The sequence below is a fragment of the Moraxella caprae DSM 19149 genome, assembly GCF_000426885.1.
Classification (GTDB): Bacteria; Pseudomonadota; Gammaproteobacteria; order Pseudomonadales; family Moraxellaceae; genus Moraxella; species Moraxella caprae.
Genome location: NZ_AUGF01000011.1, coordinates 51,551 through 74,511, shown reverse-complemented (window position 1 = coordinate 74,511; position 22,961 = coordinate 51,551). Strand labels below are relative to the sequence as shown.

The 22,961-nt window shown below is 44.5% G+C and carries 24 protein-coding genes; 17 read left to right on the top strand and 7 right to left on the bottom strand.

Translation table 11 applies throughout. From position 1 onward, the window contains the following. Positions 1 to 30: 30 nt before the first annotated feature. The 10 genes from K941_RS0104975 (at position 31) to K941_RS0104930 (ending at position 7,059) form a co-directional block, all read left to right on the top strand. On the top strand, positions 31 to 297 hold the full coding sequence (locus K941_RS0104975) for a hypothetical protein (protein WP_029102745.1): 267 nt from the start codon (positions 31 to 33) through the stop codon (positions 295 to 297). Continuing rightward, on the top strand, positions 284 to 667 hold the full coding sequence (locus K941_RS14780; RefSeq protein ID WP_036387516.1) for a PIN domain-containing protein: 384 nt from the start codon (positions 284 to 286) through the stop codon (positions 665 to 667). The genes K941_RS0104975 and K941_RS14780 overlap by 14 nt, the downstream gene beginning before the upstream one ends. A gap of 49 nt (positions 668 to 716) precedes the next feature. After that, positions 717 to 1,196: a hypothetical protein gene (locus K941_RS0104965; protein ID WP_029102744.1), complete on the top strand. Its 480-nt coding sequence runs from the start codon at positions 717 to 719 to the stop codon at positions 1,194 to 1,196. Between the two features lie 122 nt (positions 1,197 to 1,318). Next, positions 1,319 to 2,341 (top strand): ketol-acid reductoisomerase, encoded by a 1,023-nt coding sequence (gene ilvC / locus K941_RS0104960; protein ID WP_029102743.1) that lies wholly within the window; start codon positions 1,319 to 1,321, stop codon positions 2,339 to 2,341. A 95-nt stretch (positions 2,342 to 2,436) separates the two neighbouring features. Then, entirely contained in the window at positions 2,437 to 2,895 is a 459-nt protein-coding gene (locus K941_RS0104955) for a hypothetical protein (RefSeq protein WP_051225891.1), read from the top strand. 291 nt (positions 2,896 to 3,186) lie between these two features. Further along, positions 3,187 to 3,399 carry a cold-shock protein gene (locus K941_RS0104950; protein ID WP_029102741.1) on the top strand — a complete coding sequence of 71 codons (213 nt, stop codon included), beginning with the start codon at positions 3,187 to 3,189 and terminating at the stop codon, positions 3,397 to 3,399. Between the two features lie 418 nt (positions 3,400 to 3,817). Beyond that, positions 3,818 to 4,567 (top strand): electron transfer flavoprotein subunit beta/FixA family protein, encoded by a 750-nt coding sequence (locus K941_RS0104945; RefSeq protein ID WP_029102740.1) that lies wholly within the window; start codon positions 3,818 to 3,820, stop codon positions 4,565 to 4,567. A 140-nt stretch (positions 4,568 to 4,707) separates the two neighbouring features. Beyond that, positions 4,708 to 5,640, top strand: a complete 933-nt coding sequence (locus K941_RS0104940) for an electron transfer flavoprotein subunit alpha/FixB family protein (RefSeq protein WP_029102739.1) — start codon at positions 4,708 to 4,710, stop codon at positions 5,638 to 5,640. A 133-nt stretch (positions 5,641 to 5,773) separates the two neighbouring features. After that, the gene (locus K941_RS0104935; protein ID WP_029102738.1) at positions 5,774 to 6,598 is read left to right on the top strand and encodes a threonine/serine exporter family protein; all 825 of its coding nucleotides are present in this window, start codon (positions 5,774 to 5,776) and stop codon (positions 6,596 to 6,598) included. Continuing rightward, a complete protein-coding gene (locus tag K941_RS0104930) occupies positions 6,598 to 7,059 on the top strand; it encodes a threonine/serine exporter family protein (protein WP_029102737.1) in 462 nt (153 codons plus the stop codon). Before K941_RS0104935 ends, K941_RS0104930 begins: the two co-directional genes overlap by 1 nt. Here K941_RS0104930 and K941_RS0104925 read toward each other — a convergent pair whose 3' ends face one another. Both K941_RS0104925 and rsmG read right to left on the bottom strand, forming a co-directional pair. Beyond that, positions 7,060 to 7,812: a ParA family protein gene (locus tag K941_RS0104925; RefSeq protein ID WP_029102736.1), complete on the bottom strand. Its 753-nt coding sequence runs from the start codon at positions 7,810 to 7,812 to the stop codon at positions 7,060 to 7,062. 30 nt (positions 7,813 to 7,842) lie between these two features. Then, entirely contained in the window at positions 7,843 to 8,508 is a 666-nt protein-coding gene (gene rsmG / locus K941_RS0104920; RefSeq protein ID WP_029102735.1) for a 16S rRNA (guanine(527)-N(7))-methyltransferase RsmG, read from the bottom strand. Between the two features lie 82 nt (positions 8,509 to 8,590). On the opposite strand from rsmG, the gene K941_RS0104915 reads away from it, so the two are divergent. Beyond that, positions 8,591 to 10,969: a Lon protease family protein gene (locus tag K941_RS0104915; RefSeq protein ID WP_036387514.1), complete on the top strand. Its 2,379-nt coding sequence runs from the start codon at positions 8,591 to 8,593 to the stop codon at positions 10,967 to 10,969. A 97-nt stretch (positions 10,970 to 11,066) separates the two neighbouring features. Further along, positions 11,067 to 11,564, top strand: coding sequence for a transposase (locus K941_RS0104910; protein ID WP_029102733.1), 498 nt, complete (start codon positions 11,067 to 11,069; stop codon positions 11,562 to 11,564). 192 nt (positions 11,565 to 11,756) lie between these two features. On the opposite strand, the gene K941_RS14775 is transcribed toward K941_RS0104910, so the two are convergent. After that, the gene (locus tag K941_RS14775) at positions 11,757 to 12,350 is read right to left on the bottom strand and encodes a 4'-phosphopantetheinyl transferase family protein (RefSeq protein ID WP_051225890.1); all 594 of its coding nucleotides are present in this window, start codon (positions 12,348 to 12,350) and stop codon (positions 11,757 to 11,759) included. Between the two features lie 166 nt (positions 12,351 to 12,516). On the opposite strand from K941_RS14775, the gene nth reads away from it, so the two are divergent. Next, positions 12,517 to 13,164: an endonuclease III gene (gene nth, locus K941_RS0104900; protein ID WP_029102732.1), complete on the top strand. Its 648-nt coding sequence runs from the start codon at positions 12,517 to 12,519 to the stop codon at positions 13,162 to 13,164. Between the two features lie 21 nt (positions 13,165 to 13,185). Beyond that, complete coding sequence (locus tag K941_RS0104895) at positions 13,186 to 13,938, top strand: Frag1/DRAM/Sfk1 family protein (RefSeq protein ID WP_029102731.1); 753 nt, start codon at positions 13,186 to 13,188, stop codon at positions 13,936 to 13,938. Between the two features lie 90 nt (positions 13,939 to 14,028). Here the strand turns inward: K941_RS0104895 and K941_RS0104890 are convergent, their stop codons facing one another. From K941_RS0104890 to K941_RS0104875, 4 genes are all read right to left on the bottom strand, one after another. After that, the gene (locus K941_RS0104890) at positions 14,029 to 15,696 is read right to left on the bottom strand and encodes a formate--tetrahydrofolate ligase (protein WP_029102730.1); all 1,668 of its coding nucleotides are present in this window, start codon (positions 15,694 to 15,696) and stop codon (positions 14,029 to 14,031) included. A gap of 301 nt (positions 15,697 to 15,997) precedes the next feature. After that, positions 15,998 to 16,441: an Mpo1 family 2-hydroxy fatty acid dioxygenase gene (locus K941_RS0104885; RefSeq protein ID WP_029102729.1), complete on the bottom strand. Its 444-nt coding sequence runs from the start codon at positions 16,439 to 16,441 to the stop codon at positions 15,998 to 16,000. A gap of 149 nt (positions 16,442 to 16,590) precedes the next feature. Next, a complete protein-coding gene (gene pnuC, locus K941_RS0104880; RefSeq protein ID WP_029102728.1) occupies positions 16,591 to 17,352 on the bottom strand; it encodes a nicotinamide riboside transporter PnuC in 762 nt (253 codons plus the stop codon). Between the two features lie 186 nt (positions 17,353 to 17,538). Beyond that, complete coding sequence (locus K941_RS0104875; RefSeq protein WP_036387510.1) at positions 17,539 to 18,768, bottom strand: BaiN/RdsA family NAD(P)/FAD-dependent oxidoreductase; 1,230 nt, start codon at positions 18,766 to 18,768, stop codon at positions 17,539 to 17,541. Between the two features lie 166 nt (positions 18,769 to 18,934). On the opposite strand from K941_RS0104875, the gene pgsA reads away from it, so the two are divergent. The 3 genes from pgsA to K941_RS14770 all read left to right on the top strand — a co-directional run bounded on the left by pgsA (position 18,935) and on the right by K941_RS14770 (position 22,857). After that, positions 18,935 to 19,582 carry a CDP-diacylglycerol--glycerol-3-phosphate 3-phosphatidyltransferase gene (gene pgsA / locus K941_RS0104870; RefSeq protein WP_029102726.1) on the top strand — a complete coding sequence of 216 codons (648 nt, stop codon included), beginning with the start codon at positions 18,935 to 18,937 and terminating at the stop codon, positions 19,580 to 19,582. A 273-nt stretch (positions 19,583 to 19,855) separates the two neighbouring features. Next, positions 19,856 to 22,021, top strand: coding sequence for a cytochrome c biogenesis protein CcdA (locus K941_RS0104865; RefSeq protein ID WP_036387507.1), 2,166 nt, complete (start codon positions 19,856 to 19,858; stop codon positions 22,019 to 22,021). A gap of 281 nt (positions 22,022 to 22,302) precedes the next feature. Next, positions 22,303 to 22,857 (top strand): DUF3465 domain-containing protein, encoded by a 555-nt coding sequence (locus K941_RS14770; protein ID WP_228130363.1) that lies wholly within the window; start codon positions 22,303 to 22,305, stop codon positions 22,855 to 22,857. Positions 22,858 to 22,961 lie beyond the last annotated feature (104 nt).

Sequence of the window (22,961 nt, the reverse complement as noted above, 5' to 3'; positions counted from 1 at the left end):
AACCCAAGCCTAATTTTTAAGGGGTAAAAAATGATAACCCAAGACCTAAGTTTGGATTTTAAAGTAACAGGGCAAGATGCGTATTGGCTATTGGATTTTTGTCAAAAAAATAACACAAAACCCCAAGCGGTATTTGAAGAATTTTTGCAAAGTTTTAAAGCCAATAAAGCAGTTAAAACACCTGTAAAAAAATCCGATTATGCAGGCGGACTTGCTGAATTTGCCAATCCTGAGTTAATTCCCCTAGAAGACCAAGCGGTAGAAATGGCAATTAAGGCAAAATATGGTATTGATTGATACAAATATTGTGCTTAGGTTTTTATTGCAAGACCACGAAACATTAAGTCAAAAAGCCAAAGATATTATTGACAATCATAGGGCGATTTGCCTAAATGCAGTAACCTATGAAGCAATACACGTTTTGCAAAGTATGTATAAAATTGACCGTGTGTTAATCGCTGACAAATTGTCAATTTTATTTGAAAAAAGTATTATTGAAAGTGAGAATACTCAAGTTACCATAAAAGCCTTGACTATTTTTAAAGAAACTTCATTGGATTTTATGGATTGTTTATTGCTTGCTTATCATATTATTGATAATGATACCATTTATTCTTTTGATAAAAAAGTGAATAATTATCTAAAAAGAGTAAATGGTGAAATTTAATTCAACCCACGCCCCTTAGTTTTATGGGTATTATTTTAAGGAGTATTTTATGAACAATGCCACAATGCATCAAATCCTAATAGAGAGTGGTTGGTTGGATAATCTTAATTGTGATGGTTGTGTACATACCAATGTTAATGATTTGCGTCAATATGTTTTAGAAAATCTTGCCGACCCAAATGGCGAATCAGGTGTACTACTATTGACCGAAGAGTGTTTTGATTCAGAAAATTTGTACGACCCTTATAAGATATTGAATAATATGTACAACCTAGCGGTTGGCGATGTTGATAAACAGGCATTTATGAATGCCTTTAAAGATGCTTACGAAACACCAGAAGCATTATTTGATGATGCCAATCGCTTTTTGGCAAGTCAAGGAGTGGATAAGGCGTTTTATATCTTGCCCCAAGTTGACCAAATGGTTTTTTATGTTTATAAGCCAATTTCAGTATATCAAAAGGCATTAGAATTGGGATTGCCTTTGGATGCGGTATATGAGTGGTGGGAAGATGATGAGTGTGAGTAAAGACATATAATGATCACCCAAACCATTAAAAACACACCAAGAACCTAATATATTTGTATTGTTTTAACCACAAACCCACGCCCCTGATATTTATCTATGGGCATTATTTTAAGGAAACCCTTATGAGTTTAACTATCTATTATGACAAAGATTGTGATTTGTCTATCATTCAAGGCAAAAAAGTTGCCATCATCGGTTATGGTTCACAAGGTCATGCTCACGCCCTAAACCTAAAAGACTCAGGCGTTGATGTTACCGTTGGCCTTCGTGCCGGCTCTGCTTCTTGGAAAAAAGCCGAGAACGCTGGTCTAAAAGTTGCCGAAACCGCCGATGCGGTCGCTGGTGCGGACGTTGTGATGATTTTGACCCCTGATGAATTTCAGCGTCAGCTTTATAAAGAGACCATTGAGCCAAATATCAAACAAGGTGCAACCCTTGCCTTTGCTCACGGTTTTGCCATTCATTACAACCAAGTTGAGCCCCGTGCCGACCTTGATGTGATTATGGTTGCCCCAAAAGCCCCTGGTCATACCGTACGTTCTGAGTTTGTTAAAGGCGGTGGTATCCCTGACCTTATCGCCATCTGGCGTGATGTGTCAGGCAACGCCAAGCAAGTGGCTTTGTCTTATGCATCAGGCGTGGGCGGTGGTCGCTCTGGCATCATCGAGACAACCTTTAAAGACGAAACCGAAACCGACCTATTTGGCGAACAAGCCGTTCTTTGCGGTGGTGCGGTTGAGCTTGTCAAAATGGGCTTTGAGACCCTAGTAGAAGCAGGCTACGCCCCTGAAATGGCGTATTTTGAGTGCTTGCATGAATTGAAACTCATTGTAGATTTGATGTACGAAGGCGGTATTGCCGACATGAACTACTCAATCTCTAACAATGCTGAATACGGCGAATACGTTACAGGTGTAGAAGTCATCAATGACCAATCCCGCGCGGCCATGCGTAACGCCCTAAAACGCATTCAATCAGGCGAATACGCTAAGATGTTTATCAGCGAGGGTCAGCTAAACTATCCGTCTATGACTGCCCGTCGCCGTAACACTGCCGAGCATGAAATTGAAAAAACTGGGGCGAAACTTCGTGCGATGATGCCTTGGATTGGCGGTAACAAAATCATTGATAAAGAGAAAAACTGATTTAGATTTTCTTTTTAAATAAAAATGACCGTCCTTATGGGCGGTTGTTTTTTTGCCTTGTCAGTACGCCCCAATCAGCGTATAATAGCACATTTGTGCAGATTTATTTTTTGATGATAGCTTATAATATTCACCATTTTTTAAACAGTTTGTCCGATTTTGCCATTTTATACATTTTGGCAAGTCTTGTCATTGCCATTTTGATTTGGGTGGAGTCGGCATGGGTTGCCCGTAACGGTGGCAAATTGCCCCAAAATACCCCCTTTGTCGTCATCAGTATTTTAACGTCATCATGGCTTATTGTGTCGGGGCTTGCGTTGTACTTTTTGGAATTTGACGGGGTGCTGATGAGCGTGCCTGTGGTGTATGGCGTGTATTCACTGCTAAGCTGGATAAAAGGGGCGAAACTCATCGGCGATGACCTGCCCGATGACCCAAAGGATATCGTCCTGCCTAGCAAATATCTCACCTATTCGCAGTCGTTTGCCCTCGTCTTTGCTGTGCTTTGCGTGAGTATGCTTGCCTTGCCCTACACTGATTTGCCTTTTTTGTAAAATTACAAAAATAAATCCCCTTTTTGATAAAAATTTTGTTATACTAGCTGTACGGTATTTATGTACCATAGATTGTGTTTTGCTCGCCTTGTGCGAAAAAACGACTTTGATAACTTGCGGACGAGTGCTGGTATCAGGGCGTATGTTAGATTTATTACTGAACCATTAAGGCAACTTATCGGTTTGATATAGAGTTTAAGCGTCGTATCTTTAACTTATTTTGCGGTTTTGGCAACATAAATATTTTCACGGCATTTTGCCATTATTTCCCCATTTTTAAGGAAAACTCTCATGTCAAACAAAGTTACTGGTACCGTTAAATGGTTCAATGAAGCCAAAGGTTTTGGTTTTATCGCCCAAGATGCAGGCGGTCAAGACGTATTCGCCCATTACAGTGCCATTGCTGGTTCTGGTTTTAAAACCTTAGCCGAAGGTCAAAAAGTGGCGTTCATTCTAGGCGAAGGCAAAAAAGGCCCACAAGCCGAAGAGATTGAAAAAATCTAATTGCCAATATCATTGGCTAAGCACTCAAAGTAATTTGGGTGCTTTTTTGTTATTTTAGTAATGTATAATCAATTAACCCCAATTTGCACCCATGCTAAATTTTAAAAAAATTCATTTGTCGCATGGCGGGGTGCGTAATACGTACCTTACTGTCATTGGTGTATTTTGAAGTTAAAGGATTATATGTTGGAAAAGCTGTAGCAAATTGCAATTTGTCCTTGTGCTACCCTTGTGGTATATGATTTTAAAAGAATGCCATTTTCTATTATCCAAACACCCCAAAAATAAAAATGACTGCTCATTCACGTTAAGTATTTGACCAAAATTTGTAAATTTTAGACAATCTAGCATGGCATAAAGCTGATAAATGTGATATATTTTTATTAAATTTTTAAAACTCAAAAAAAACGGAGTAACCATGAAAGTATTAGTTGCTGTCAAGCGTGTTGTTGACCACAACGTCAAAGTGCGTGTTAAAGCAGATGAGTCTGGCGTGGACTTGACCAACGCCAAGATGAGCGTAAACCCATTTTGTGAAATCGCCATTGAAGAAGCGGTTCGCTTAAAGGAGGCGGGCGTGGCAAGCGAGATTATCGCTGTATCTATCGGCACCAGCCAATCGCAAGAGCAGTTGCGTTCGGCATTGGCATTAGGTGCTGACCGTGGGGTATTGGTTGAGACAGACGCCAAACCATATCCGCTACAAGTCGCCAAAATCCTAAAAGGCGTGGCACAAGCCGAAGGGGCGGAGCTTATCCTACTCGGCAAGCAAGCCATTGATGACGACAACAACCAAACAGGGCAAATGCTGGCGGCACTTATGGGTGTCGGTCAGGGTACTTTTGCGTCCGAAGTGGTGGTAGAAGGCGGTGCGGTCAAAGTAACTCGTGAGATTGACGGTGGTTTGCAAACCGTGAATTTGCCACTGCCTGCGGTCGTTACCACAGACTTACGTCTTAACGAACCACGTTTTCCAAAACTGCCTAACATCATGGCTGCCAAGAAAAAGCCACTAGATACCAAAACTCCTGCGGATTTTGGCGTGGAGATGACATCTAAACTGATCACATTAAAAGTCAAAGCCCCTGCCGAACGCAGTGCAGGTGTGAAAGTGGGTAGCGTTGATGAGTTGATTGATAAGCTTAAAAACGAAGCAAAAGTAATTTAATGCCTTCCCCATAAGTCCTATTACTTCGTCAAACTCGCCGTGTACTATTTGTACAACTTCGCTCGTTTTTCTCGTACTAGAACTTAGGGATTTGGCATTACCTTTATAAAAGTTACACAAAATTATTTAAGGATACAACCATGACCGTATTAGTTTATGCTGAACACGACAACCAAGAATTAAAATCGGCGACCCTTGCAACAATCACCGCCGCCAGTCAAATTGACAGCGACATTCACGTATTGGTTGCAGGTTCAAACGCCCAAGCCGTTGCCGACAGTGCCGCCCAAGTGGCAGGCGTGAATAAAGTGCTACTTGCTGATAACCCTGCCCTTGCCAATGCCCTTGCCGAAAACATCGCCCCATTGGTGGTGGAGCTAGCCGGTGCATATAGTCACATCATCGCCCCTGCGACCACGACAGGCAAGAACTTTTTGCCCCGTGTGGCGGCTCTGCTTGATGTGAGCATGGTATCAGATATCACGGCAGTGATTGACGCCAAGACTTTTGAGCGTCCTATCTATGCAGGTAACGCCACAGCAACCGTACAATCAGCAGAAGATAAAATCGTGCTAAGTGTGCGTGGTACAGCGTTTGACTCGGCACCTGCCACAGGCGGTAGTGCGTCTGTTGAGAGCGTGAGCGTGGGTGGTGATAGTGGCAAATCAAGCTTTGTTGGCGAAGAGCTTGCCAAATCTGATCGTCCAGAGCTAACATCTGCCAATATCGTGGTATCAGGCGGACGTGCGTTGGCAAGTGGTGAGAACTTCACCAAATACATCGAGCCACTGGCGGATAAACTCGGTGCTGCCATGGGTGCTAGCCGTGCGGCGGTGGATGCAGGCTTTGTACCCAATGATTTTCAAGTGGGTCAAACTGGTAAAATTGTTGCCCCAAATCTATACATTGCGGTGGGCATCTCAGGGGCGATTCAGCACCTAGCAGGTATGAAGGACTCTAAGACCATTGTGGCGATTAACACCGACCCAGAAGCTCCGATTGCGAGCGTGGCGGATTATTTCTTAGAAGCGGATTATCAAGTGGCAGTGCCTGAGCTGACTTCTAAGTTATAATTAATAAGATTTGTCAAAAACGCATTTGATGACATCAAGTGCGTTTTTTATTAGGCAAGTCCATACTGTATTTTTCGCCCATTTTAGATTACAATAACCGCTTTATTCTTAGCCATTTGCCGTTATTCCTGCCATGTCTGATGTGATACCCAAAAAACTGCCCTATCTGTCGCACGAAGAGCAACAGCGAATCACTCGCCTGTGTGTTCGCTGTGCGTTGCTACTCATGCAGTATGGGGCGGAGTCGGTGGTTGTGGTGGATTTGACCAAACGCTTGGGCGTGGCGTTGGGGGTTGGGGGCGTGGAATGCGGACTGTCTTTTAATGCCATTACGCTCACCACGCTGTATAACGGTCATTGTATCACAACCGTACGCAACACCGTTCATCAGGGGATTAATGTGAGTATCTTGGTGCAGATTCAGCAAATCGTCCTAGATGTCGAACGCCAAAGACAAGCAGGCGGACGAGACGAACACGCCGTTACCCACACCGAAAAGCGACTGGATAACATTGACCGCACCACATATCCCAACACGCTCATGGCGTTTTTTGTGGGTATGTCCTGTGCTTGTTTTGCTTATCTTAACGGCGGTGGTTTGGCTATCTCGCTGGTAACGCTCGTGGCAGGGTTTTGTGCCATACGCACTCGCATGTATCTGTCTGCTCATCACTTTAACCCTTTTGTGGTGGTCATCATCACTGCTTTTGTGGCGACTTTGCTTGGGGCGGTGGCGTACTTTTTAGAGCTTGGGGTCAATGCCGATGTGGCGGTGGCGTCTAGCGTGCTGTTACTGGTGCCGAGCTTTCCTATCATTAACGCCTTATCGGATATTTTAAAGGGGTATATCAACATGGGGGTAGGGCGGTGGATGTTTGCGACCATGCTGACGTTGTCGGCGTGCGTGGGGATTGTCATTGCCTTGATTTTGTTACGCATACCGCATTGGGGGCTGTGATGACTGTGCTAACGCTACTGACAAATGTGGGGCTGTCTTGCGTGATTACGCTGGGGTGGTGCTTGATGTTTACGCTACCGAGACGTTATGTCGGGCTATGTCTTATCATGACGGCATTGGGTTATATCACCAAAACAGGGCTGTTGGCGGTGGAGAGTCATCTGGCGGTGGCGACATTTTTTGGAGCGATGTTGCCGAGCTTTTTGGGGGTGTATTTTGCTCAGCGACATGGACTACCGCCAAAGGCACTCATCGTGCCGAGCGTGATTTTTCTCATGCCGGGTATCGTGGCGTATAAGGCAATGGTGAGTATGGTGCAGATAGGGTATTTTGGGTTTAGTATGGAGCTGTTTGTGCTGATGATGACGTACTTTTTTGAAGCGATTTTTGTCATCTCGGCATTGGTGTTGGGACTGTCTATTCCAGGGATTTTGTTTTATCGTAGAAAGCCGATTGTGTAGTTAAGGCTGTCCCAACACTTCATTCATGAGCTGATGATAAGCAATAGCCCCCTTGGACGATTTTTCGTACTCAAAAATAGATTTGCCAAAACTTGGGGCTTCTGCCAATCGGATACTTCTTGGAATGACCGTTTTGTACAATTTTTCGCCAAAATAATTGGCAAGCTCTGCCGACACGTCTTGGGCAAGTGTGCTTCGCCCGTCATACATCGTCCGCACCACGCCACGAATGTACAGTTTGGGGTTGATTTGGGTCAGCTTTTCAATCGTATCTATCAAATCGGCAATGCCTTCTAGGGCAAAATACTCGCACTGCATGGGGATAATCACGCCGTCTGTGGCGACAAGGGCGTTCACGGTCAGCATACTCAGGCTTGGAGCGCAGTCCATGATGACATAGTCATAGTCTAGCTTGGCGTTTTTTAAGGCATTTTTTAATAAAAGCGGAGCGTTCGCTACGTCCGCAAGCGACACGTCAATCCCTGCCAAATCACGGTTTGCCCCCACCACGTCAAGGTGCTGACTTGCCACAATGGTTTTGACCAGTGGTACATCGTCAAGCAACACGTCCGCCACCGTATAATCGAGCTCATTTTTGTCAAGCCCCAGACTGGTTGTGGCATTGCCTTGTGCGTCAAGGTCAATGAGTAGCACACGCTTTTTACCGATAAGTGCCAACGCACTTGCCAGATTAACCGCCGTTGTGGTTTTGGCGACACCGCCTTTTTGGTTGGCGATCGCGATAATTTCCATAAAACACCTTTTCAATCAATATATTAACTATTATTTGGCTATCAAATACACCACACACCGCTCGTCGCTCATTTGTGGCACAAAAATGGATTTGACTTCAATTTGCCAATCTGTCAAATTTGCCACATCATCGCTTGTTGGAGCTTTGCCTTTCATGGCATATAACACGCCGTCCGTCTTTAAATAAGGCTTGGCAAGATTGACAAAATCATCAAGGCTGGCAAATGCCCGAGACGTAATGACATCAAACGCCCCGTCAAAATCCTCAATGCGACTTGCCACAGGATTGACGTTAGCAAGCCCCAATTCGCCCACCATTTGACGGATAAATCGCACCTTTTTGCCATTGCTATCTAAGGCGGTAACGTGCCAATCAGGTCTCATAATGGCGATAATCACAGAAGGCAAACCTGCCCCTGTGCCAATGTCAAGCACGCTTACGCCTGATTTATCAGCAAACGGTAAATCCGCCACGATTGCCAAACAGTCTAGAATATGCTTAATAAACGCCTCTTTTGGGGCGGTAATGGCAGTGAGATTATACGCCTTTGTCCAAAGCAAAAGATTGTCCAAATAGCCAAGCAGTTGTTTTATTTGCACTTCACTAAATGTTAAATTTAGCTTATCGGAGACACGCTCTAATTCACGAGCAAATTCATCAGCATGGGCGGATATTTTATGATAAGTCATTGTTATAAAGTCAAGTTAATTTCAAATCCCCTATTTTATCACGTTTTAATCTGTTAAAATATCCCTTTTTCATATTTTAATAACAACAATGACCGACCAATTCGCCCCCTACCGCCTGCCCCACACCGCCCTAAAACGCTACACTGACACCCATGCCCTACCGCCCGACAGCACGCACGCAAGCCCCGCCCCGAACGACTTTGGGCAACGCCGAGCCGTCAATGCCATACAGACCGCCCTTGACATCAAGGCAAACGGCTACCACGTCTTTGCCGTGGGCGAAAACGGGCTTGGTAAACGCACGCTCATCACGCGTCTGCTTGCCGAGCGTGCCAAACATGAGCCGACCCCGCCCGACTTGGTCTATGTGCATAATTTTGACGCACCCCGCCACCCCATTGCACTTACCCTGCCAAGCGGTCAAGGGGCGATTTTTGCCAAGGACATGCACAAACTTTGGCATGAACTTTATAAAAAAATCATCGCCAAATTTAATAGCATCAGCTACCAAAACAGCATTACCACCATTAAGCAATCCGCCCAAAAACAAGAAAGAAATTTGCTTGATGAAATCAACGCCACCGCCAAAAGTCATAATTTGACCTTATTACATTCTGCCGACCAAAAAGCGGTATTTACCCCCATTGATGACAAAAAACCCATTAACAATACCGCCCTTGATAAATTACAAAAAAAACTCACCAAAATAAATATAGAATTGGACAATTTAGATGATGAAATCAATCAAAAAATAGACGAACTTCACGAAACACTTTTGATTAAAATCATCAAGCCATTATTTAATCCCATTATAAAAAAATATGATAATAAACATGATAAAAAAATCAGCCAATATTTAATCGACTATCAAAAAGATATTATAGAAAATATCCTATTTATCGTAGAGCATGATGAAGACTTTATGGTAAAAACGGCAAATATCCCCAATCGCTATTATGTCAATGTGGCGGTAAGCCATACGCCAAATAGCGGTTCGCCCATTGTCTTTGAAGACATGCCAACCCACCCCAATCTGTTGGGGCATATTGAATACATCACTCAGCTTGGCACGATTTTAACGGACGCAAGCATGATACGGGCAGGGGCATTGCACAAAGCCAATGGCGGATATTTATTATTAGAAGCGTCATCGCTATTAGAGCACCCCTATGCGTGGCAAGGGTTAAAGCGAGCCTTACAATCAAAATCGCTAAGCATATCAAGCCTAGAACAAATGCTAACCCTAACAGGCTCAGTATCTTTATCGCCTGACAGCACGCCATTATCGGTAAAAGTGATATTATTGGGAGAGCCTGATTTATATTATGAATTATTAGAATTTGAACCTGAATTTAATAACCTATTTAAAATCCGAGCCGATTTTAATGATACCCTACCACGCAATCACGACAGCGAATTATTTATCACCCATAAAATTGCCGACATGATAAAAAAACAAGCATTGCCCATATTTGATAGTACTGCCTTTGGGGCGATATTGGACGAATTGTCCGTCTATGCCGATGATAAAGACAAATTGGATTTACACAGCGATAGATTATTGCAACTTGTGGTAGAATCGGCACGACAGTTTTATTTAAATCATTCTTATGATATTGATAATAAAAACAATGATAAAAATATTGTCAAAACCGTCAATAAAACTCACGTCCAAAATGCCTTAGATGACATTAAAGAACGTAAAGGCTATTTAAAAGAATTATATTGGCAAGAGATTCAAAACGGACAACAGCTTATCAATACCACAGGAAAAGTGGTCGGACAAATCAACGCCTTGACCGTGATTGCCTATGCCGACAGCGAATTTGGCTTACCTGCTCGCTTGACCGCACTCATCGCTCCTAAGTTTGGCACGGGCGAAATCTTAGACATAGAGCGAGACGTGGAGCTTGGCGGAAGTCTGCACGCCAAGGGAATGCTTATCATGACGAGCTTTTTACGCTCATTATTTAGCCAATTTGCCGAGCTTAATTTCTCAGCAAGCCTTGCCTTTGAGCAAAGTTACGCCCACATTGACGGCGACAGTGCCACCCTTGCCGAATGTGCCGTGCTACTGTCCGCCCTTGCAAATGTGCCGATAAATCAATCACTTGCAATCACAGGCTCCATGAATCAGCTTGGGGACGCTCAGGCGATTGGCGGTGTGAACGAAAAAATTATTGGCTTTTTTGACGCTTGTGCTGAGCATGGGCTTAACGGCGAGCAAGGCGTGATTATCCCAAAAACCAACATCGGACAGCTCATGCTCCCTGATAATGTCGTGAGGGCGGTAGAGCGTGGCGAGTTTCATGTTTATGCGGTGAGTAGCATTTACGAAGCGTTGTTTATTTTGACCGATATGCCGATTCATGATAAAAATAAAAAAGGCGATTATAAAAAGGATACGCTATTTGGCAAAATCGTAAGACGGCTTATACAATGGGAAGATGATGAAAAAGAGAAATGAAAAACTGGCATATGATTAAAGGTGTGTGCCAAAACCCATACCGTAGGGGCGTGCTGAGCATGCCCAATAATACCCACAACCCAATAATTTCAACAAAATGACATATTCTCAAAATAGGCAAACCATTCGCCTACAACATTATGATTATACCAATCATAGTTATTATTTTATTACCATTTGTTGTATTAACCGATTGCATTTATTTGGTTATGTCATAGATAATCAAATGATATTAAATGATTGTGGAAAAATCGCTCATGATACTTGGCTGTATAATCAAAATAAAAGACAAAATATTCAATTACATAATTTTATCATCATGCCAAATCATATACACGCCATTATAGAAATAAAAGAACAATTAACAAACATTCATCAAGATAAATTTATCAGTCAATCCAATACTATTGGTTCTATCATTCGTGGTTATAAATCAAGCGTGAGCAGTCAATTAAAACATATATTTAATCATTCGGTTTGGCAGAAAAATTATTATGAGCATATTATTAGAAATGAGCAATCTTATCAAATGATTTCAGAATATATCAGCAACAATCCTGCACTGTGGGAACAAGATAGGTTTTATGGGGCTTAAAAATACGGTCAATTAGCCCATATCTGCATTATTCTGAATTTTGAAAACAACCCCTTGTAGGGGCGTGTTGCACACGCCCTTTGGTGTATTTTATATCATCGGGCGTGCTCAGCACGCCCCTACGTCCACATATCAAATTTCAAGCATTGGATATATCACACCCCACAACACTCATTTAAAAACCCCAAAAACCTACACCCCAACAATCCCCACCACCCCAAAATCAAACGGATATGCCACCGTTATCACGCATTCGCCAATATAGATATTTTTAAAATAAAATTTCCCAATCTTATCATGACACACGTATCCGCTATCTTGTGTCATAAATACCGCTTTTAATTCATTTAACGATAAACGAATGCCAAGCCCGCTTGCCTTTAATACCGCCTCTTTAATCGTCCAATAAGCAAACCATAATTTATCATCTTGACTATTTTGCCAAGCGTGATATTCATCATCATGAAAATAACGTTTGGAAAGGGTGTTTTTATTTAACTTACGATTGGCATTTTCAATATCCACACCGATATTTTGAATGGTTAAACTATATATTAAGGCATAATCAGTTTCGCAATGCGATTGATTAAAATGCAGATTGGAGATATTTGCAATAAATGGTTTGCCATTATCATATTTATCATAAATGGGTATGGGTAAATGATTATTTTGGCAAAAGTGTATTAAATGAGCATGGCGATGATTAGCGATGATTTGTTTTTTATCAAGCGGTGTTAAATCATTTGATAAGATATTTGATAATGGCGTATGGTATAAATAAATCATAAGTAGAGCATAAAAATGATATTGAGATTTTTAAAATAACGAGCGGTGCAGTTGTGGTATAATAATCATCAATTCTGATTTTGTCTAGCCCCTTGCCATGACCGCCAAAACCACAAAAACGAAACTCACCACCGCCAAAACTGCCGACACGCCAGCCTCTCGCCCGATGAATGCCGACAGACGTGAACGGTTTTTTGCCAAGCTGTCCGAACATATCAAAGAACCTGTAACTGAGCTTAACTACTCGTCCGATTTTGAGCTACTCATCGCCGTCATGCTCTCCGCCCAAGCCACCGACAAAAGCGTGAACATCGCCACCGCTCGCCTGTTTGCTGTAGCGAACACGCCAAAGGCGATTTTGGATTTGGGACTGGACGGCTTAAAGAGTTATATCAACTCAATCGGACTGTACAACTCCAAAGCGACCAATGTCATCAAGACCTGCCAAGACCTGCTAGACAAGCACGGCGGACAAGTGCCACGCACCCGAGACGAGCTAGAAGCGTTGGCAGGTGTAGGTAGAAAGACCGCCAATGTCGTGCTAAATACCGCCTTTGGCGAGCCTGTCATGGCGGTAGATACGCACATTTTTCGGGTGGGCAATCGCACGGGGCTTGCCACAGGCAAAACGGTGCTGGCGGTAGAAAAGGCTCTCATGACACGCATTCCTGCCAAATATCTGGTGGACGCTCATCATTATCTGATTTTGCATGGGCGTTATACTTGCATGGCTCGCTCGCCAAAATGTGGCTCGTGCGTGGTGTTTGATGAATGTATGTTTAAGGATAAGGACAAATGGGCGGATTTGGCGTGATGGGTTAGGCGTGGAGTAAAAATGTTTGGATTATGGCTGAGTGTTAATTTTATTTTTCCTTTACTGGCGGTTTATTGGCTGGTCAGTCCGACATTTTTATTGCCCAAAAAACAGCTTAGCCGTATCAATGTCTTATCCATCATTGTGATTATGGCATTGTTGGATTTGGTGTGGCTTGTTATCATAGTAACAACCAAAGACGGGGTGCAAAATGCCGATTTCATCGTGTTTGTGATTGGGGCTGTTTTATGGATGTGTTTGGGGGCAAGGCTGTTTTATCAACAAGGACAGCGTTCGGTAGCGGTCGAAAAAAGCAAACCATCAGAGCAAATAATAACAAAAACAACAGTCAATGATAAAATCACGGCATCCATGCATGATATTGATGAAAGTCAAAACAGTTATGTTGATAAAGACAAAAAATTAATTAACGACAAGCAAATCAATCATACTGATAAAGACGAAAAGTTAATTAATAATAAGCCAATCAATCATGATGATAAGAGCGGTGATGATAACAGTAATAATGATAAAATGAGCGACAATAACCATCAAAATGACATATCGGACAATGCACCATTAACACCCCAAGAAATACCACAAGAATTGACATTGCAAGAATTAACACCGCAAATACTCCAACAAAACCCTGATAGCCACAAACAGCCCAATCAAAGCGATGATGATTGGCAAGCGTATAAACAAAAAATGGAACAAGCGTGGGCGGACACAAGAGTGAAGCTCACCCAAAAATCAGAACAGCATAAGAAATAAAAAGCTAAAAAACAACTGCTGATTTGGCATATCGGCTATGGCAGGTTTTTTACATAGCCGATATTGATCATCAAATGGATTCTTGGTTGTCTAAAACAACCCCATAATCTCCCCATCAACCACATCAATGTTCATGGACGCGGGGGCTTTGGGCAGTCCGGGCATTTTCATGATGTCGCCGCAGAGTGCGACCAAAAACCCAGCCCCATGCGAGATGGTGATTTCACGCACGCTGATGGTAAAATCCGTGGGTCTGCCTAGGGCTTTGGGGTCATCAGAGAGTGAGTATTGGGTTTTTGCCATGCAGATGGGCAGTTGTGATAAGCCCAATTTGTCAATGGCTTTGATGTCGGATAGGGCTTTGGCAGTGAGCGACACACCGTCCGCCCCATAGATGGTTGTGGCGATGGCGGTGATTTTATCGCTGACACTGGCGTTATCATCGTAGGTTAGGGCGAAGTGGTTGGGGGCGTGCGTGGCATCGATGACTTTTTGGGCAAGGTCAAGACCGCCTTGTCCGCCTTTTGCCCAGACATCACACAGCGACACCGCCACGCCCCTGTCATGGCAGGCTTGTTCTATCAGGGCAAGTTCGGCATCGCTGTCACTGACAAAGCGGTTGATGGCGACCACCACAGGCAGACCAAAGGCGGATTTCATGTTGTCGATGTGTTTTAGTAGGTTGGGCAGTCCTTGGGACAGAGCGGTGAGATTTTCGCCAGTCAAGTCATCTTTGGCGACGCCACCATTGTATTTTAAGGCACGCACGGTTGCCACGACCACGACTGCATCGGGGCGAAGCCCTGCCAGTCGGCATTTGATGTTGCAAAACTTCTCCGCCCCCAAATCCGCCCCAAAGCCTGCTTCGGTGACCACATAGTCGCCCAGTGCCAGCCCGAGCCGTGTCGCCACGACCGAGTTACAGCCGTGGGCGATGTTGGCAAAAGGTCCACCATGGATGAGTGTGGGCGTGCCTGTCATGGTTTGAACTAGGTTGGGGGCAAAAGCGGTTTTGAGTAGGGCGGTCATCGCCCCTTGGGCCTGCAAATCTTTGGCAAACACAGGCGTACCATCAAAACGGTAAGCGACCATCATGTTGCCCAGTCGCTCTTTTAGGTCGTTCAAATCTCGTGCTAGACAAAACACCGCCATAATCTCAGACGCCACGGTAATGTCAAAGCCATCAGGGCGAATCACGCCATCACTGGGTTTGCCCATGCCACCCACGATGTGACGAAGAAAGCGGTCGTTCATGTCCAAGGCACGTCGCCACAGCACTTTTTTGGGGTTGATGCCCAGCTCATTGCCGTGATGAATGTGGTTGTCAATCAAGGCGGACAATAGGTTATTGGCACTGGTGATGGCGTGAAAATCACCCGTAAAATGCAGGTTGATGTCTTCCATAGGGACGACCTGTGCCTGACCGCCCCCTGTTGCTCCGCCTTTGATACCGAACACAGGACCAAGCGATGGCTCACGCAAGGCAAGCACGGCACGCTCACCGAGTGCGGTTAATGCATCGCCCAGCCCGATGGCGAGTGTGGTTTTGCCTTCGCCAGCAGGCGTGGGGTTGATGGCGGTCACTAAGATGAGCTTGCCTTGGCGGTCAGTGGTCGGGGTGTGGCGGATTTTGGCTTTGTGTTTGCCGTAGTGTTCGATGTCGTCGTCGGACAGTCCGAGTTTGCGTGCGATGTCACTGATGGGGGCGATGGTCGCTAGGGCGTTACTGGCGATTTGGGCGTCGGTCGGTTGGGTCATGATAAGTCCTTAACATCATGTCAATGTGATTAAATGGGTTATAAAAGGCGAGATACACCTAACCAACTTGATATTTACCACGGGTTTGTAGGGGTGTGCTGAGCACACCCTTTTGATGACATTACCGTGCAAGGCGTGCACAGCACGCCCCTACATCCACAAATCATTGTGTTTGTAGTAATTTTAAAGTTTATTGGGTATAGCCGTCATTAATGATAAAATGATTATAATGTCATCATAATGGAGCATTATGATGACATTATAATCATTTTATCAGCAAAAAGCCATGACAAAATTGGGGTTATGATTGTCGGGCAGGGGTTTTGCCAAACAGTGCAAAAGCCACCCACAAAGGTCCAATCAGCAAAAATTGCAAATCTTCAAAAAATGACGGCTTTGCCCCTTCAACCTTATGCCCGACAAATTGCCCAATCCAAGCCACCACAAACACCTCAACCCAAAACCAAATACCAACAGGGGCAAACACAGCAACACCAAGACACAGCCCATAAAAGGCAAGCATGGCAATAAAGGACGACAAAGACAATCGCACATAAAACCACAGCACGCCTATCGTAACGACTGCAAGTAGATATGTTGAGATATGATAAAGTAGGGCGACTATGGTCAAAAAGATAATCGGCACACAGATATAATGAATGCGTTTGTTCGTGGGATTTTGATGGCTGACGGCATATTCGGACAGCCAAAGTGATAAGGGTTTTTGCGATTTAAATGGATGCATAAAATGTCCTTATTTTAGGCTTGGTAAAATAACGGGTTAATTTATTGCTAATAATTTAACCCATGATAAAAACATTGTCAATAATTTATCATTATTAAAATGATAAATATTTAAAATTTAAGATTTTTAAATTACTGTTAAATGGTTTGTCAATTATTTATTTTGGCTTTATTTATCTTTTCACTGCGATACCAGCCATACAACCCAACAATGGCATTGACTTGATAAACCATTGTCTGAATGGCAAAAATATAATTAGCTGTCATGATATTGACAATGAGCCAAACCATATTAACAATAATCCACAAATACCAATTAAAAGAATATCGCATTATCATCGTGGCTTGGGCGGTAACGGACAAAATAAATGCCAAAATATTAATGGTATAAAAACTAATCCCCATAAAGGTAGAGCCGTCATCTTGATAAATGGCGTAATTATGGGCGGTAAGCCAGTCATTGATAATCGGAAATAAATAAATGCCAATACCGATAAATAAAACGGTAATTATCCACACATATTTATTTGCCGATTGTGGAAGCATATCGCCGTCTGCGTCCGTGTTCTTTTTCCAATAAATCACGCCCCAAACGTGCGTAAAAAAGTTAAAGAGTGGGGCAAGCATGAGTCCAATCGCCCCACGACTGCCCTGCACGACCACTTCCCCTGCCGTGGCAAGCATACCAAAGCCGTTGCCCATCACGTTTTTGCGGAAGGACAAACCCACCACGCACAAAAGCCCGATGTAGGAGACAATAAGATAAAACCAGTCAAGTCCTGTGTGTTCGGTGGTTTGCCAAAAGCCGAAAAATAGGGCGATGACCCCAACCACAAACCAAGCGATTATCCATTGTTTTGACCAATCTTTATCGCCAAATCCTGTGATGTTATCCAAAAATTTAAATTGCATGGGTGTCCTTATTACAAGTTATTTCAAAAAATTAGAAGTGATTTTAATATCATCTTAACCTAAAATGATGGTTTATTGATTATTAGGTAATTTTTTGGGTATGGGGTTAAATGGCAATTCGCTCTTAATAAATCGGTTAATAAGGTTAAAAATGGGGCTGATTTAAAAAATTCCAATAAAACATGCTCACACCGCCATCGCACACGCAAAGCCACTTGCCCATGCCCAGTGAAAGTTATAACCGCCAAGCTGACCTGTGACATCCAGTACTTCGCCAATAAAGTATAGACCATCGCACAGTTTGCTCTCAAAGGTTTTGCTAGATACATCACGGGTGTCCACCCCGCCAAGGGTTACTTCTGCCACTCGGTAGCCTTCGGTGCCTGATGGCTTGATTTGCCAGTCGTTTAGGGCGTTGCCGAGCGTGATGAGTTCTTTGTCCTTGATGTTGGCAAGCTCGCTGTCTTTGTGCTGTTGCCAAAAGTGACTCTCTAACGCCAATAGCAATTTTTTGGCAAAATAGGGCTGTAAGGCGGTGCGAATGTGCTGTTTGGGGTGCGTGTGTTTGTGCTTGATTAACAGCTCGCCTGCACTCATGTGTGGCAGTAGGTTGACGTGAATGTACTCGCCGATTTGCCAATAGTTGGATAGTTGAAGCATGGCAGGGCCTGACAGTCCCCGATGGGTAAACAGTAGCGGTAGGGCAAATTGGGCTTTGTCATTAAAAGCGATGACGTCCATGCTGATACCGCTTAGCTCTTTTGCCATGGCTCCGATGTGGTCGGTAAAAGTAAACGGCACAAGACCTGCCGATGTTGGCAGTATCTGATGTCCAAACTGCTCGGCAATCTGATAGCCAAAACCGCTCGCCCCGAGTGTGGGAATGGATAGACCGCCTGTGGCGATGATGAGTGAGTGGGCAGATAGGGTGTGCTCACGGTTGTCTTTGTGCGTGGTTAGGGTGAATGTGTCGCTCTTGTTGATGGTGCTGATTTTGGTGTTTAGCCAGATGGTTACGCCATGATGGTCGCATTCGGTCAGGAGCATGCTTAGGATGTCTTTGGATGAGTCATCGCAGAACAGTTGCCCGTGCGACTTTTCATGAAAACCAATGCCATGCTTATAGACATAATTCATGAAATGATGGGGTGTGAATTTTGCCAATGCCGACTGTACAAAATGCGGATTATGGCTGATAAAATGCTCAGGACGCACGTCCATATTGACGAAGTTACACCGTCCGCCCCCTGACATGAGAATTTTTTTGCCAGCTTTGTTGGCGTGGTCAAGCACCAACACGCTTTTGCCACGTTCGGCAAGATGAAAAGCACAAAACAGCCCAGAAGCCCCTGCACCGATGATGATGGCGTCAAAGTGGGTGATGGACTTGGGCGATGATGGGGTCGGATGAGTCATGATGGTGTGATGATTTGATGATGAGTGTAGAGAATAAAGGATAAAAATAAAGTGGGCATAAAAATTGCTTTATTTTACCCAAAATCTGTGTAAAAATCTTAAATTTTTACACAAAAACACCCCATTTTAGGGTATCATACGCCCATATTTTTATGTTCAGCCCGCCATGTCTAACGATAAGCCCAATAAGACTAGCATTTTTACCCTGCCCAATAACTTGACAATTGCTCGCATTATCATGATACCGCTGTTTGTGGCGATTGCGTACATGCCCCCTGCACTCGGCATTGGCGTGCCTGCCATTCCTGATAATGCCATTGCCCGCCTTGGCATGCTAGAATACAGCGATAACATGCTTCGTCATTTTTTGCTGACGTTTGTTTTTATATTGGCGGCACTGACTGATTGGCTTGATGGTTATTTGGCACGCAAGCTCAACCAAAGCTCGGCATTTGGGCGTTTTTTAGACCCTGTGGCGGACAAATTGATGGTGGCGGCGGCACTTATTATCTTGGTGCAGTGGCATCCGAACATCGTGATGGCGATTAGTGCCATTGTGATTATCTCTCGTGAGATTGCCGTGTCAGCACTGCGTGAGTGGATGGCAGAGCTTGGCAATCGCACATCGGTGGCAGTCTCATATGTAGGCAAATTAAAAACGACATTTCAGATGGTTGCTATTACCGTACTGCTACTCAATTGGCAGGTTTTGGAGACGCTGGGCTATACCTTGATGGTTATTGCGGTGATATTGACCCTGTGGTCGATGATGATTTATCTAAAATCGGCGTGGCCTTATTTAAAACAAAATTAATTTAAATCATTTAAAATCATCTGAAATAAAATTAACAAAAATCCACAATCACGTGTGATTTGTGTATAATCGTTAAAAAACGGCTTATGATATAATAAGCCGTTTTTTTCTGTGGCTTATGCCATTTTATCATAGCTAAACAATATACTTCACTCTCAACTTAAAATGGTAACTTACTGATTATCTGATGGTTATTTTTCGGGTTGTAGGGGTGAATTGCAATTCGCCCTTGATAAATCAATCACTGATATAAAGTTGAGAATAGGATACAATATGTCAAAATTCACTCATTCACTAACTTCCTTATCCCGCCTGTCTGCCTTATCGCTTGCTTTGGCGTTGCCCATGTCTGCGATGGCACTGTCTGCCGATACCGCCAAAAGCGATGGCACGCTATCAGGGCTGTTTGCTCATCAGTCCAAATCCAAATTCCTACCCGTTCACCAAGCCTTTAACGTCTCTGCCAGTCAGCAGGGCGACACGCTTGCGGTGACATTTGGGGTAACGCCCGAGCATTATGTTTATAAAGACAAAATCAAAGTGACCCTGCCCGATGGCGTGAGCATGGGGGCGTGGTCGTTTAACAAACCACACACGATGATAGACGATCCTGAGTTTGGGCGAGTGGCTGTATTTGAAGAAGATGTGGTGGCAACTGTCAAACTGACCACCACTGCCGATGTGACCGCCCCGATAAGTATCCGCTGGCAGGGCTGTGCCAAGGCAGGGCTGTGTTATCCGCCTGAGACACTAAAAACGACCATCAGCCTAACAGGCAATGCCAAAAAAAATCCTGACACACCAAGCAGTCAAACCACGGTCGCAAATAAAGCCAACCAATCGGACAAGGGCACGCCCAAAGATGGCATGGGGCTTGGCTTGGATAATCAGCTAAATAACAAGTCAGACTTGGACAAAACCAGCCCAACCACAGAGCTTACCCAGTCGTCACAGGCAGGCATGAGCCAAGACGGAGTAGGTGTCTCTGCCACGCAAAACACCGCTCCCGACCAAACACTATCAGCCCCAACATCGCCACTGGTCACGCCTGTATTTGGCGATGAGCAGGGGAATGCTCTAACTGGCGAATCAAATGATGAGATGGGTGGCGGACTGGGTAATGAGTCATCTGCCAACATGGCAAGCTCCCCAAATGCCCAAACAAGTACGGCGGCCGCAGACATTAGTCATCAGGCAGTAAGCAGTCAAAGCGACCCGTTTGGCATTAACAAAAATCCTGCCCTAGCGGTGCTACTGCTCTTTTTAGCGGGGCTGTTGCTGTCCTTTACGCCATGCGTCTATCCGATGATACCGATTGTCGCCAATATCGTTGCTCATAACAAGTCCCATACCGCCTTAAAGGGATTTGCCTTATCGGGCAGTTATGGACTGGGTGTGGCGACGGCTTATGGTGTGTTGGGCGGTCTGATTGCGTGGTTTGGGCAGGCGGTGGGCGTGCTTGGACTACTGCAAAATCCTTATGTGCTGGGGGTGTTTGCCATTATTTTTGCCTTGCTTGCCTTGTATATGTTTGACATCATCAAGATAACCTTGCCGTCGGGCGTGCGAGACATTTTGCACAGAAAATCCCAATCTGCCGATGATAAGCTCGGCAGTGTGGGCGGTAGCTTTGTCGCTGGGGCGTTGTCGGCACTGGTGGTGTCGCCTTGTGTGTCCGCCCCCATGGCAGGGGCTTTGACAGCAGTCTCGGTAAGTGGTAGCGTGCCTTTTGGGTTTATCGCTCTGTTTTCGTTGGGGCTTGGCTTGTCCATACCGCTCATGTTCATCGGTCTGGCACAGGGCAAATTCATGCCAAAAGCAGGCGAGTGGATGAACCGTGTCAAGGAATTTTGTGGGCTGTTATTGCTCGCGGTGTCGCTGTCGCTATTAGAGCGACTGCTGTTCTCGCCTGTCATGCTCATCATTTGGGCGGTGTGGTTTGCGATGACGGCAGTGTGGCTATTTAGAATGAAAAATCTGGCGTCGCACGCATTTGCCTTGGTGGGGGCGTTGTGGGCGGTGTGCCTTGTGGTGGGGGCGAGCATGGGGACAACTGACCCATGGCGACCGCTCGCCAAACTGGGGGCGACCGCGACTGTTGCCGAGTCCAAGGCAGACATCAAAATCAGCAGTCTAAGCGAGCTTGACCCCATCCTTACCCGTCATGAAAAAGTGCTGGTGGACGTGACTGCCGACTGGTGTGTCGAATGCCGTATCATGGAACGCACACTATTTACCAATCGCCCTGCGGCACTGTCAGACTATCAAGTGGTCAAGCTAGACATTACCGAGACCAATGACGACAGCCGAGCGGTACTGGCACGTTATGGACTGTTTGGGCCTCCGGCATTGCTTATTTATAAACAAGGGCAGCTGCAAACCATGCTACTTGGCGAGACCAAACGGGCGGATTTTGAGACGGCATTGGCGCAGTTTTGATGATTTTAAAAATTGTTTTTAAAATTTTTTAAAATTGATACCGTCTTCTAAATGCAGGTATAAAATTTACAAAGCCAACAACAAACAACTGACAAAAATTGTAAGTCATTGACAAAAAATGTCAGCTTGGTAAAAATTGGTAATCTTAGGTAAGGTAGAGTTGTGAACCCGAGCGTTTACAACTTTATTTTGCAAGCTTGTTTGGCTTTTGTTAAAATATGCAGTTTTAAGCCATGTTCTGATGACTTGCTTTGGGCAAAATGGGTAAACAGACAGATAAAATGAAACAGGCCAGACAAACCAAGATAGCACTGGGTGCATGTACACACTGGGCAAGACCATTTGTACTGGGGGCGACATTAGGAGTGATGTGTTTGGTATTGACCGCTTGTCTTGATGATAAACCAAGCAAGCAAGCTCCCCAAAGATCGCAGGCTCAGACTTTGGTGGATGCCCAAACCGCCCAAAACACACCGCCCAAGCAGTCAAATCCAAGCTGTCAAAATCAGCTCATTGCCACAAGCTTTACCGAGCGACGCTCTGATGTCCAAGTGGCAGGGTGTGGCACGGTCAAGGCAACCCTGCCCGATGACAACAAAGGCTCACGTCACCAAAAATTCATCGTCTCATTAGACGGGGTGGACATGACGGTGCTTATCGCCCATAACATTGACCTAGCCCCGTATGTGACAGGGCTAAAAAAGGGCGACAGTGTGTCATTTTATGGCGAGTATGAATACACCGACAAAGGTGGGGTGGTGCATGGGACGCACCATGACCCTGCGGGCAGACACCAAGGGGGCTGGATTGTGTTTGATGGGCAAAAATATGAATAGCGGTCTTTGTGTTTGATGTTTTAAAATTCAACCGTTGGTCTTATTTTGATTTATCGTTTAGTATATCTATCATTTAACAAAACATGACAAGCATGAACGCATAA

Excerpts from the sequence above, each read along its gene's own strand:
- K941_RS14775 (WP_051225890.1), bottom strand. The coding sequence starts at position 12,350 with ATGATTTATTTATACCATACGCCATTATCAAATATCTTATCAAATGAT.
- K941_RS0104940 (WP_029102739.1), top strand. The coding sequence starts at position 4,708 with ATGACCGTATTAGTTTATGCTGAACACGACAACCAAGAATTAAAATCG.
- K941_RS0104890 (WP_029102730.1), bottom strand. The coding sequence starts at position 15,696 with ATGACCCAACCGACCGACGCCCAAATCGCCAGTAACGCCCTAGCGACC.
- nth (WP_029102732.1), top strand. The coding sequence starts at position 12,517 with ATGAATGCCGACAGACGTGAACGGTTTTTTGCCAAGCTGTCCGAACAT.
- K941_RS0104965 (WP_029102744.1), top strand. The coding sequence starts at position 717 with ATGAACAATGCCACAATGCATCAAATCCTAATAGAGAGTGGTTGGTTG.
- K941_RS0104975 (WP_029102745.1), top strand. The coding sequence starts at position 31 with ATGATAACCCAAGACCTAAGTTTGGATTTTAAAGTAACAGGGCAAGAT.
- K941_RS0104950 (WP_029102741.1), top strand. The coding sequence starts at position 3,187 with ATGTCAAACAAAGTTACTGGTACCGTTAAATGGTTCAATGAAGCCAAA.
- K941_RS0104925 (WP_029102736.1), bottom strand. The coding sequence starts at position 7,812 with ATGGAAATTATCGCGATCGCCAACCAAAAAGGCGGTGTCGCCAAAACC.
- K941_RS14770 (WP_228130363.1), top strand. The coding sequence starts at position 22,303 with ATGAAACAGGCCAGACAAACCAAGATAGCACTGGGTGCATGTACACAC.
- K941_RS14780 (WP_036387516.1), top strand. The coding sequence starts at position 284 with ATGGTATTGATTGATACAAATATTGTGCTTAGGTTTTTATTGCAAGAC.
- K941_RS0104865 (WP_036387507.1), top strand. The coding sequence starts at position 19,856 with ATGTCAAAATTCACTCATTCACTAACTTCCTTATCCCGCCTGTCTGCC.
- K941_RS0104875 (WP_036387510.1), bottom strand. The coding sequence starts at position 18,768 with ATGACTCATCCGACCCCATCATCGCCCAAGTCCATCACCCACTTTGAC.
- K941_RS0104910 (WP_029102733.1), top strand. The coding sequence starts at position 11,067 with ATGACATATTCTCAAAATAGGCAAACCATTCGCCTACAACATTATGAT.
- pnuC (WP_029102728.1), bottom strand. The coding sequence starts at position 17,352 with ATGCAATTTAAATTTTTGGATAACATCACAGGATTTGGCGATAAAGAT.
- K941_RS0104935 (WP_029102738.1), top strand. The coding sequence starts at position 5,774 with ATGTCTGATGTGATACCCAAAAAACTGCCCTATCTGTCGCACGAAGAG.
- ilvC (WP_029102743.1), top strand. The coding sequence starts at position 1,319 with ATGAGTTTAACTATCTATTATGACAAAGATTGTGATTTGTCTATCATT.
- K941_RS0104915 (WP_036387514.1), top strand. The coding sequence starts at position 8,591 with ATGACCGACCAATTCGCCCCCTACCGCCTGCCCCACACCGCCCTAAAA.
- K941_RS0104945 (WP_029102740.1), top strand. The coding sequence starts at position 3,818 with ATGAAAGTATTAGTTGCTGTCAAGCGTGTTGTTGACCACAACGTCAAA.
- K941_RS0104885 (WP_029102729.1), bottom strand. The coding sequence starts at position 16,441 with ATGCATCCATTTAAATCGCAAAAACCCTTATCACTTTGGCTGTCCGAA.
- K941_RS0104930 (WP_029102737.1), top strand. The coding sequence starts at position 6,598 with ATGACTGTGCTAACGCTACTGACAAATGTGGGGCTGTCTTGCGTGATT.
- K941_RS0104895 (WP_029102731.1), top strand. The coding sequence starts at position 13,186 with ATGTTTGGATTATGGCTGAGTGTTAATTTTATTTTTCCTTTACTGGCG.
- pgsA (WP_029102726.1), top strand. The coding sequence starts at position 18,935 with ATGTCTAACGATAAGCCCAATAAGACTAGCATTTTTACCCTGCCCAAT.